This is a genomic window from Rhizobium lentis, from assembly GCF_014200175.1.
In the GTDB taxonomy this organism is placed as follows: domain Bacteria; phylum Pseudomonadota; class Alphaproteobacteria; order Rhizobiales; family Rhizobiaceae; genus Rhizobium; species Rhizobium mulingense.
Map to the genome: position 1 here is coordinate 404,214 of NZ_JACHBD010000001.1, position 11,550 is coordinate 415,763.

Genomic DNA, 11,550 nt, shown 5'->3' on the forward strand with positions numbered 1-11,550 from the left:
GTGCTTTTAGATCGCATGCAAATCTGACGCTCCAGACAGACGAACGGAGGGTGTATTGGAAGAGGAAGCATCCCGCTTCGACGACCACGCTTTTGTACCAATGGTATCGCTGGAAATGAACGTTACGGTGTTCAAATCTCAATGGCAGTTTTGCGACGAGATTACCGAATATCTCTCCGACATTCTCGGCCAGGGTCACAGCGATCCCGCTCGGTACGCCAACTTTCTTTCAGTCGCGGCAAACGAGCTCATCGAACTCGCTTTTCGTGCGACGAACGGACGGGGCACGATAAGTTTCAGCCTCGCCCGCAGCGCGACGTACAATCGGCTGCGAATTGCGTTTCCTTGCGATAAGGAGTTTCGCGACAAACACGTGAAGATGGGATCAGGCAAAATCCGGCCTGGCTCCGACCGCGGGTTCGATCACCCGGTCACGCAGTCCGAAGAGGCTTTGCTCAACAATTTGGCGACAATATTCGGCGCCGCCATCCACATCGAGAAAGACGGCGCGGACAGGATCGGCATCATTGCCGATTTCCCCTCGGCCGAGGATTTTCAATGAGCCTGCTTTCCATGCCCTTCACCGTGCGGTTTGATCCGACAAATCAGGAGCTCGTGCTGTCCGGCAAGATGCGGCCCGAAAGTGCTGGTGAGATCGCCGATGCGCTCGAGCTGGTGCGGCAGAGTTTGGAAAAATACAGCGGCATCGTTTACCTCAACGTCAAACGTCTGACGCACATCAACATGACGGCCTTCACTGCTCTATGCGATATCCTCGCGGCCGGCTGCCGAACGAGGCCGGAACGGAAGATCAAGATCATCACCTCGAGCGTGATGGCATGGTCTGCTTCGCTGTTCGAGATGCTGGCGGCATCGCTGCCGAACCTGTCGGTCGAAGTCTATGATTCGGCCTTTTATCCCGGCCAGAGCTTTGTCGAGGACGAGTCTTTCATTCCCATCCTGCGCACGCAGACGAAAATGACCTGGAGGCATGAGCGCGAACTCTTGCCGCGCCACGGTCTGCGCAGCGGTGTTGCTGCCATGGCGGATGTCTGCTGCGGCATCGGTGATTTCGCGGCCCTGGTTCATCGGGAATTCAAACCGGCGCGCCTTGTCGCGCTGGATCATTCCGTCCGCAGTCTCGACTATGCCCGCAGGGTCGCTGCCGACTTCGATCTGCAAGGCATCGAATACACTTATGGCGACGCCTCCCAGATGCTGCTTCGAGACGATCAGTTCGACTTTGTCACCTGCCGGCACTCGCTGCAGATTTTCGACCGCCCCGAGATGCTGCTGCGGGAGCTTTATCGCATCTGCAAGCCAGGCGGCCGTGTCTACATCACCAACGAAAAGAATTCGCATTGCCTTGGCGAGCCGCACGCCGAATCGATAAAATGGACTTACGAGGAAGTCGCCAAGCTGTTCAGCCACTTCGACATGGATGTCGAGATGGGACCGAAAAGCCGGCATCTTCTCCTCAACGCCGGCTTCGATGACATCAAGGTCGACTGCTTCATGGTGACCAATCTCGACGGCGATCCGCAGGACTTCGCAGACATGATCGAAGCCTGGGAAAATGTCTATGCAGGCGAGATGGCGGTGCGCCGCGGCGACTCGGCGGATTTCATTCGCCGATTCCGGCAGGGATTCAAGGATCACGTCTTTGCCGCTCTTCACCCCAAGGGTTATGCAGGCTGGCCGATCTGGGCAGCCTCTGGTCGAAAGCCGCTATGATGGACGGACTAGCATCGAAGAGACCAGTGGGACTGCGCTCGTTTCGAGCAAAGTTCATCCTGGTCGTCGGTGGCGCCGTCCTTTTCGACCTGCTGGTCAGCGGCGGCCTGGCGCTTTGGAACGTTCAGAGGCTCTCGCGCGACGCGACGCTCGAAGTCGGCCAGGGCCTGGAAGCCGCTAGCCAGGAATACATCCGCACCTATGCCGATTCGACCGCAGCCCAGGTGAGCCTGCTTCTGCGGCAGGTTCACAACGACGTCGACACCTTGGCAGGCGTGCTCCAGGCGCAGATCGACAATCCCACCCGCAATTCCGACGTCGGCACGGCGATCGCCCGCACATCTCCCGGCAGCGTCAACCTGTCTTACGACGAGAAGGGGAAATGGTCTCAGAACGCGCCCGGCTCCGCTTCGGTTGTCAGCGTTTGGGGTTATCTGCTCGGACAGGACCATCAGCCAAGGCCAGACATTAAGCGCGACATAGAGACAAGCGCAGTTCTCGATCTGGTTGCCCCGAGCCTGCTGCAGCATGGCGCTTCAAAGCTGCAGATGTACTACATCGGACCGAAGGCGCGACCGATCTTCAGGACGGCGCCCTACACCGACCAGGCCCAGACCTTCGATCGCCTTTACCCTGGGCACAACGAGGCCGATTTCTGGGACTTCTTTTTCCCCGGCCTTTATGAGTCCTGGCAAAGCTGGGCCAGGGACGCGAAAACGCGGCCGGTCGCCGACGACATCACCCAGACGGCGCCCTATACCGATGCCATCACCGGCAAGCTGATCGTCAGTTTCTTTCATCCGCTCTGGACCGCCGACCGGCAGGATGTCGCCGGGACGGCCGGCGCCGACATCACGCTCGACCAGCTCGCCCAGACGGTGGAAAATGTGAAAGTCGCCCAGTCCGGCTTCGGATTCCTGGCAATGTCCGATGGCAACGTCGTCGCAATCAACAGCACAGGCGAAAAGACGCTCGGCCTGGTTTCTGCGAGCGGCGCGAGCGGAACCGGCGTGACCGGGTTGGAGCGTTCGCTTAAAGGAAGCTCACAGCCTGCGATCGCGAAACTGGCGCTCGACCGCGAACAGGGCATTCAGCACCTGCTGTTGCAACGCGACGGCAACGAGGTTCCCTATATCGTCATCGTCAAGAAGCTGCCTGCGACCAATCTCTGGTCCAGCGGCCCGGTTCGGCAAGAGGCGATGCTGCTTGGGGTGGTTGTGCCGGAACGGGAAATCGACGCCTCCCTCTATGCCGCCCAGGCCAAGATTTCCGAGGCCACCAACCGGATCGTGATCTACCAGATCCTCGCAATCCTGATGTCGCTGCTGATCGTAGCGATCGCCGTGTTTGCGGCTTCGAAACGCATCACGAGCGGAATCAGCGCCCTTGCCGGTGCCGCCAAGCGGATCCAGGCGCAAGACTACTCGGTCAGAGTGGCGATAATGAGCAAGGATGAGGTCGGTGCGGCCGGTGAAGCCTTCAATCGCATGGCCGAACAGATCAGCTATCACACCGAAAATCTAGAGCAGCTCGTGGAGGAACGAACGGCCCAGATCGAAGATGCGAAGGAAGAGATTTCGGCACTGAACGCGCAGCTCCAGCGGGAAAACCGCCGGCTCGGAACGGAGCTCGCCGTCGCCGAGAGAATCCAGCTGATGGTTCTTCCGCTGCAACAGGAGCTGGAAGACTTTCAGGACATCGAGATCGCAGCCTATATGCGACCTGCCGAAGAAGTCGGCGGTGATTATTACGACGTCTTGAAGCACGGAAAGCGGTTGAAGATCGGCATCGGCGACGTCACCGGCCATGGGCTTGAAAGCGGCGTGCTGATGCTGATGGTCCAATCCGTCGCTCGCGCCCTTCAGGAAGCAGGAAATACCGACGCCGTCGAATTTCTGGCGAATCTGAACAGCGCCCTGTTCAAGAACATTGTGCGGACCAGGATCGACAAGCATCTGACGCTTGCCTTTCTCGACTATGACGGCAAAGACATGATCCTGTCAGGACAGCACGAGGAAGTCGTCATCGTGCGGGCAAACGGCGAGATTCAACGCATCGACACCATGGATCTCGGCATCCCGATCGGGTTGGAAGCCGATATTTCCGCCTTCATCAAAACCCGTGAAATAGCCTTCGAGAAAGGCGACCTGATACTCCTGCATACCGATGGGGTGACGGAAGCCGAAAACGATGCGGGAGAACTGTTCGGCATGGAGCGCCTGTGCAGGGAAGCGCTCCGCCTGAAGGATCAGAGCGCTGAGAAAGTCGTTTCGGAAATTGTCGCGACATTAATGCTCTTCATCGGATCCCAGAAGATTTACGACGACATCACGCTTCTCGCAGTACGGCATAGGTGAGACATGACGGCCAAAATTTACGGTCTTGAATCTCTGGTAGACATCAGTCTGGATTCAGGCGCTCGCCTCACCTTGAGCGATGGGCCGCTTCAGCTTGGATGGAGGCATTCGGGAATGACGTCGGACTTCATCGCCGAGATCATGGCCCTGCCCTATTCCCGTTCGAAGAAGGATTACCTGCAGGCTCATCATGACATCGGATATCTCAGCAACGAGCTGATCGAAAATGCCGTGAAATTTCGACAGCCGGGCGAGATCCTGATCGAAGCCGGCATGGTCAAGGGAAGCTTTTTGATCAGAGTCCGGAACGCCATCGACCGCGCGACATCATCTCGCTTTCAGCAACTGCTGCAACGCCTGCAATCTAAGGAGCCTGGCCTTCTGCTTCTTGAGCAAATCGAAGCCAACGCCATATCGTCAGCAGGCGGTTCCGGCCTGGGTTTGCTCACCCTTCTGAGCGATTACGATGCAAGGATGGCATGGACATTCGAAGAGAATAACGACGAGCAGATCATACTGACGACGACAGCAGCCGTGGCGATGCCACCCTCCTCCAATTTGTGAGCAAAGAATGGAAATCAGCGACGAGAACTTCCGCGTATGGGCGGAAAAAAATGAAGTCTTTTTCGACGGCGTGTTCCGCCTGGCGGGACCCGATGCCTATGCGCCGATTTATTCATTGATAACAACCCTCCTTCACGAGGGGCACAAACAGGTGACCTTCGACCTGACCGGCCTCGAATTCCTCAATTCCTCGGGGATCAATCTCCTGGCGAAATTGACGATCGAAGCCAGAAAAATGGGCGACCTCCTCCTCATTGTGAAGGGCACCAACCAACATCCCTGGCAAGCGAAATCGCTGCCGAACCTGAAGAAGCTGCATCCGCTGCTCGATTTGCGCCTGGCGTGAGTTGGGAGAGGAACCTCTCCGTCCTCAATCCTGTGCCTGTCACAGGAACGTGGTTCATCACGGCGCAGGCGCGCCGTGGCTGGATTCCTGTGATAGGCACAGAACGAGGATGAAGATGTTGGCGCAGCGAACTGCCTGCGGCAATGCCCCAGCGCAGCGCCCCCTGACTCTCCGCTATGCCCACCCCACCCTCCGTTATGCTCGGCCTTGAACCGAGCATCCACGCGCACCCACCAGCGCCAGCGGCATGGGTCCTCGGGTCAAGCCCGAGGACGACGGAGATTGGGGTTGGCGTCTCGCCAGACTCAGCCGACTTACGAAGCGCACCACCTCGCTGAGCTACATCATGCGGCTACCATCACGCTCATCTTGTCCTCCCGTCGTGACCCTGGGAATGCCTGGAGTGTGAGCTGACGACGATTCACTCCCACCTCCGTCATGCTCGGCCTTGCGCCGAGCATTCACACGGCGGCCGCCAACGCCTGCGGCATGGGTCCTCGGGTCAAGCCCTGGGATGACGGAGAGTGTGGCTGGCGTCTCGCCAAACTCAGCCGACTTACGAAGCGCACCGCCTCGCTGAGCTACAACATGCGGCTACCACCACGCTCATCTTATCCTCGCGTCGTGCCCTGGGAATGCCGGAGTGTGAGGTGACGATGTCCCCCACCTCCGTTATGCTCGGCCTGTTGAACCGAGCTCCACACGGCCCACGCCAGCGGCACGGGTCCTCGGGTTCAAGCCCTGGGATGACGGAGATTGGGGTTGGCGTCTCGCCAAACTCGGCAACCTCACAAGGCATGCCGCATCTTGGATGGTAACGGGTGCGCCGCTCCCAGTTGTCTCGCCGCCCTAATCCGCGGCCGCGGTTCCATGAACGAGCAACGGGCTATCTCCATGGTACTGCATGCTGCATAGCAGGCACGATCTCTCACCCAACCGGATGATTGCAATCACTGGTTCGGACTATAGTTTAGAGCAGGTTTCCGGCGACTCAATGCGAGATGTCGTCGATTGGGCTTCGATCTTCGCGACGAACTCTTTTTTAAGAGCATGCCCGAGCAAGCAGATGTGGCTGGTTTAAAGGAACCTTCACGGCTCGAGCAGCTTTGACGGGTCCACAGACCCATCGGGATGTTGCAAAGGGAACGACATGCGCAAAACAATAGCAATAGGCCTGGCCGCCTTGATCGCCATCTACTTTGTCGGCGGCATGAGCGCGAGACATGAGATTTTTCCTTGGCCGCAACTTTCCGCGCTGACGAAAATGGTTGGCGGCGAGAAGCCGGCGGCTCCAAGCCGTTATACTTTCGACGACAAGGAGCGACTCATCGGGGATGAATCAAAAACTCTTGTGACCTGCCCAGCTCAAACCGATCGAACTGCTGTCTTACTGCTTCTTGGCCAATCGAACGCTGCCAACTACGGTGGACAACGGCACCGGTCAGATTATGGCGCGCGTGTTGTAAACGCCTTTGACAAACGGTGCTTCATCGCGGCGTCGCCACTTCTTGGATCGACCAACACCAAGGGAGAGTACTGGACGCTTCTCGCCAACAAATTGATCGCATCGGGACAAAACGACAACGTCATCCTCGCACCTCTCGCATATGGCGGATCAGAGGTCGCACGATGGGCGGCAGGCGGTGACCTCAATCCGGCGCTGGTCGATACAATGAAACAGCTTCAGGATTCCGGCTATCGGGTAACGAGCGTGCTCTGGATGCAAGGAGAGGCCGACCTCGTTTTGGGCACCACTGCGGAGGACTATCAGGCACGTTTCGTGTCGATGGTCGACACATTGCGCCAGCACGGCGTCGAAGCACCGGTTTACATTTCGATCGCATCGAAATGCCTCGAACCGAGCAACGGCGGCTTCAAGGAGCATATTCCAGACAATGCCATCGTACGGGCGCAACTGGCCCTATCAAAAAGCGGCCGCGGTATTCGAGAGGGCGTAAACACCGACGCGTTGCTCAATGGAGACGACCGCTACGACGATTGCCATATTGGGGGCTCAGGCGCGGAGAAAGTGTCGCGGGCCTGGCTGGACCTTCTGAGCGGCGATCGCCGCCTAGAAACCTCCGGGTAGTCTTATCAGCAAATTCCCCCAGATCCGTGCCCATTCCTGCAGTAGCGGAATCCGAACAGCGAAATGCCCCGCCAGGACGGGGCATTTCGTATTAGCTGATGCCGCCCTAATCAGCGATGCCACACCGGAGGGGAGCGACAGGTACAAGGATGACATAGTTCGGAAAATCTTCAATTTACCTGTACTTACTAATTCTACCGCGGAACCTGTTTTGGATTGAGATCAACTCGACTTAAGACCTGAGGTCCAGGTTTTCGCGCCTTCGCGCGTTTCGGCCGTGGCTGCCCGCGCGGCGCGGCGCGCCGCTGTGCTTCATCTAAGACCATAGCCGCTACCCTGAACCGGACCTCAGTCCGATGTGCAACGCGCGATAGCAATCTATCTTTCGAGTCAGTTCACGTCGTGCAGTGCACGGCATCTGATGGTCTCATTCGGAGGAAAACGATGCGGATAGCAACCTTAGCGTCCCTGGCTGTGCTTTCGCTGGCGCTTGCAGCGAGCCCCGCAACGATTGTCGGGCTGGACATGGCCGCACTTGCAAAGGACGGCGGAAACGGCGGCGGCAATGGTGGCGGGGGCGGCAACGGCGGCGGTCATGGCGGCGGCAACGGAAATGGTGGCGGCCAGAACAGCGGTTCAGATCACGGCAGTTCCAAATCGCAATCCGTGAGAGGCAAATCGTCAGAGGCAGCCGGCAAGAACAAGTCCGGCAAGACAGATACCGCAGCCAAAAGCACGAAAGAGAAGAACCTGTCGGCTCAGCTTAAGGGCCTGAATTCCTTGAAACGGAATTACCGGGCACTGATGAACACATCGGACCCGCGCATGGCTGCCATTTCGGCCTACGCCGTGGCCTACGCCCAGTATGAGCTCGACAACGGAATCGAGCCCGCAGCCGACGACCCCGTACTGGGCGATGCGGCGCTGGAGGATGCCTTGGCTTCAGCCACCAAAACCGGCGAGGTCAGCCCGGCGGTTCTGGACGAAGCCAAGACCATTCTCGGAGTTGGCGACGCCGACGGCAAGATTGATCAGATCCGCACCTCGCTCGAGAACGCCGCGTCGACGACGTCAGATGAATAGCCACGAGTGAGTTGCGAGCGGTGCGAAGCCACCGGAATAGCTTCGCACGAACTATAAGAGCATTTCCGATTTTGTTTGAGTTCGGAAATGCTCTATTTTTTTGCCAACTCACTGGCAGGCCCTAAGGCTGGACCGCCATGTTCCGCATATTCTAATCCGCTTTCCCGGGCATGGGCCTCGCTGCCGCGCAAGGTCAGATCAGCCGGCGCCGACATTGTTTGGTTGAACTGGCGGATGGCAATGCCTGATGTGGCACATCGGCTGCAATGGCTCTCGTCGGTCCGCCTCACCCTCCGTCATGCTCGGCCTTGAGCCGACCATCCACACCGCCCCCATCGACACCAGTGGCATGGATGCTCGGCTCAAGGCCGATCATGACGGAGTATGGGATTTGCATTCCCGCCTAACCCGCCGCCACCGCTTTGGGGACCGCCGTGCCGCCTTGGCAGCGTGGCTCGCATGACCGGCTCCTCGTCGGTCGCCTCGTCTTCACGCGCCTCATCGTCTCGCATCTAATCCCTATAACTCCCCCGCACACCGGATACAGATGGGCGCGATCCCGCCAAGCCGCTTCAAGCCGCCTTCCCAAGCACCGCCTCGCCCATCGCCTGCGGCTTTCCGAGCAGATAGCCCTGCGCCTCGTCGCATTGCTCCTCGCAGAGTGTATCGAGCTGCGCCTGCGTCTCCACGCCTTCAGCCAGCACCGGCACCTCCAGGCTCCGGCCGAGCGCCAGGATGGCGCGGACGATCGCCTTGGACTGCGGGCTGGTCTCGACCTCGGCCATGAAGCTCTTGTCGAGCTTGATTTTGTCGAAGGGGAAGGAGCGCAGCGTTTCGAGCGAGGAATAGCCAGTGCCGAAATCGTCGATGGCAATCGACACGCCGAGCGCCTTGATCGCGCGCATCGTCCGCAGCGCCTTCTCCTTGTCGACGATGATCGAGCTTTCGGTGATCTCGATTTCGAGGCGGCGGGGGTTCAGCCCGGTTTCGGAAAGGATGCCCGCGATCACTGTCGCCATGTCGGCATGGCCAAGCTGGACCGGCGAGAGGTTGACGGCGATCTTGTGGTTGTTGTTCCACCTTGCTGCCTCCCGGCAAGCTTCGCGCAGCACCCATTCGCCGATCGGCAGGATCGCGCCGCATTCCTCAGCAAGGCCGATGAAATCCATTGGCGGGATGTTGCCGCGTGCGTGATGTCGCCAGCGCAGCAGCACCTCGTAGCCGGTGATCTCGCCGGTGCGCACCGATTTGTGCACCTGATAGTGCAGATGCAGCTCATTGCGGTGGATCGAGGCCCAGAGGTCGTTGGCAAGCGCGCGGCGGTGGCGCGCGGTCTCGTCCATCGCGGCCTCGTAGAAGCAGACCTTCTCCAGCAAGGATTGCTTGGCGCGGTACATGGCAAGGTCGGCATTGGCGAGAAGCCCGTCCACGCTCTCGGCGTCACCAGGGTAGATCGCAACACCGAGGCTGGCACCGGTCTTGATCTCGAAGCCGTCGACGGAGACGGATCCACCGAGCGCGCCTTCCAGACGGGTGATGAAATCATGGAGCACGCTCAATTCGTCGAAGCGCTTGATCGCGGCGAACTCGTCGCCGCCGAAGCGGGCAACGAACTCGCCCTCCTGCTGCACCTCGGCGAGACGGCGCGTCAGCTCGACGAGCACCATGTCGCCGGTGCCGTGCCCGTGTTGGTCATTGACCTCCTTGAACTTGTCGAGGTCGATGCCGACGACCGCCACCTTGCCCCTCACCCGCTCCGCGACCATCAGTTCCTCAGAGACGCGCTCGCCGAAATGCAGCCGGTTCGGAAGGCCCGTCAGCGCATCATGCTTGGCTAGGAAGGCGACCTGCTCCTCGGATTTCAGCCGATCGGTGATGTCTTCGAAGGTGATGACCCAGCCGCCATTGGGCAGCATGTTGACATTCTGCTGGAGCGATTTGCCGCTCGGATATTTGTGAACCGCGCTGCCGGCCCCGCCCCTGATCAGCGCCATGTTCCTGGTATAGTGCGCCTCGGCCCCCGCGGCCGCTTCCGCCGCGTCCTCGGTGTTGGCAGCATAGCCAATTTCGACCATCTGCCGGTAGCCCATTCCGGGGCGCACCGATCCCTCGGGGAAGCGGAAGATTTCGAGATAGCGCTTGTTGCAAAGCACTAGGCGCTCATCCCCGTCGAACAGGCAGATGCCCTGCCCCATATTCTGCAGCGCGACGTCGAGATTGTGGGTTACCTCCTTGATCCTGTCGGCATCCGCCTTCTGCTTGCTGTTGTCCTTGGTGATCTTCGCAAAGCCGATCAGCGCGCCGCTCTCGTCGTGAATTGCATCGATGACGACATGGGCCCAGAAGGAGGATCCGTCCTTGCGATAGCGCCAGCCCTGGGTTTCGAATCTGCCTTCCCTGCGGGCGGTCTTTAGCGCCCGCTGCGGCAGGCCGTTCCGGCGGTCTTCCTCGGAATAGAACAGTGAAAAATCCTTGCCGACGATATCATCGGCGCTATAGCCTTTGGCGCGCTCGGCGCCGGCATTCCAGTTGCTGACCTTGCCGTTAGGGTCGAGCGTGCAGATGGCGTAGTCGGTCACGCCCTGGACGAGGAGCTTGAAGTTGCGCTCCGCCCTTGCGGCCTTGGCCTCGGAACGCACGGCGAATATGGCGGCCGCAAAACCCGCGGCCAGCAACGAAAAGGTGACGGCGGCGATCGTCACCACCATGACATCAGGCGAAAGCAGCGTCGCCGGATCGAGCGCGGCAAAGCCTGGCGTTACGGTGACACCGGCCATCGCGGTGAAATGCAGGGCGACAACGCCGAGCGTCAACAGAAGCGCTGGTGCGAACCTGGCCAGAAGCGAACGCCTGCCCCTGCTCGCAAATCGAAAAGCGGCAATCGAAACGGCGATGCCGAGAACGATCGACGCCGCCACGAAGCGCCGGTCCCAGGCAATCTCTCCCGGAGATTCTATAGCCAGCATGCCGGTGAAATGCATCGAGCCGATGCCGGCGCCGAAGAGCACGCCCGCGCCGATATTCGCCGCCCATCTGCCGTAGGCGATCTTCGCCGCAACGGCGCCCGTCGTCGCCACGATCGCGACCAGCAGCGAAACCAACGTCAGGCCGGGATGATATCCGACGACGACACCGGGGTCATAAGCAAGCATCGCGACAAAATGGGTGGCCCAGATCCCGAAACCACCCGCCGCCCCCGCCGTCAGCATCCATATCCACCGCGCAGCGCCACCCGACGACATCGCACGATCAAGCAGAACCATCGCGCAATGGCTGGCGAGAAAGCAGATCAACCCCGCAAGACCGACCAGCGAAAGATTATGCTGCTCGGTGATGCATGTCAGAACGGTGAACATTGAATGGGCCCCCTCAATTCG

The 11,550-nt window shown here is 59.5% G+C and carries 8 protein-coding genes; 7 read left to right on the top strand and 1 reads right to left on the bottom strand.

The genetic code is table 11. The annotated features are described in order from the left end of the window. Positions 1-55: 55 nt before the first annotated feature. From GGI60_RS02050 to GGI60_RS02080, 7 genes are all read left to right on the top strand, one after another. A complete protein-coding gene (locus tag GGI60_RS02050) occupies positions 56-562 on the top strand; it encodes a hypothetical protein (RefSeq protein ID WP_183913017.1) in 507 nt (168 codons plus the stop codon). Next, entirely contained in the window at positions 559-1,734 is a 1,176-nt protein-coding gene (locus tag GGI60_RS02055; protein WP_183913016.1) for a class I SAM-dependent methyltransferase, read from the top strand. The genes GGI60_RS02050 and GGI60_RS02055 overlap by 4 nt, the downstream gene beginning before the upstream one ends. Continuing rightward, positions 1,731-4,091, top strand: coding sequence for a SpoIIE family protein phosphatase (locus GGI60_RS02060; RefSeq protein ID WP_183913015.1), 2,361 nt, complete (start codon positions 1,731-1,733; stop codon positions 4,089-4,091). The genes GGI60_RS02055 and GGI60_RS02060 overlap by 4 nt, the downstream gene beginning before the upstream one ends. A 3-nt stretch (positions 4,092-4,094) precedes the next feature. After that, entirely contained in the window at positions 4,095-4,655 is a 561-nt protein-coding gene (locus tag GGI60_RS02065) for a slr1658 superfamily regulator (RefSeq protein WP_183913014.1), read from the top strand. Positions 4,656-4,662: 7 nt separating this feature from the next. Beyond that, positions 4,663-5,001: a slr1659 superfamily regulator gene (locus tag GGI60_RS02070; RefSeq protein ID WP_010030401.1), complete on the top strand. Its 339-nt coding sequence runs from the start codon at positions 4,663-4,665 to the stop codon at positions 4,999-5,001. 1,150 nt (positions 5,002-6,151) lie between these two features. Continuing rightward, positions 6,152-7,090, top strand: a complete 939-nt coding sequence (locus tag GGI60_RS02075; RefSeq protein ID WP_096770944.1) for a sialate O-acetylesterase — start codon at positions 6,152-6,154, stop codon at positions 7,088-7,090. Between the two features lie 444 nt (positions 7,091-7,534). Further along, entirely contained in the window at positions 7,535-8,173 is a 639-nt protein-coding gene (locus tag GGI60_RS02080; protein WP_096770945.1) for a hypothetical protein, read from the top strand. A gap of 572 nt (positions 8,174-8,745) precedes the next feature. On the opposite strand, the gene GGI60_RS02085 is transcribed toward GGI60_RS02080, so the two are convergent. Beyond that, positions 8,746-11,529 (bottom strand): EAL domain-containing protein, encoded by a 2,784-nt coding sequence (locus GGI60_RS02085; protein WP_183913012.1) that lies wholly within the window; start codon positions 11,527-11,529, stop codon positions 8,746-8,748. Positions 11,530-11,550 lie beyond the last annotated feature (21 nt).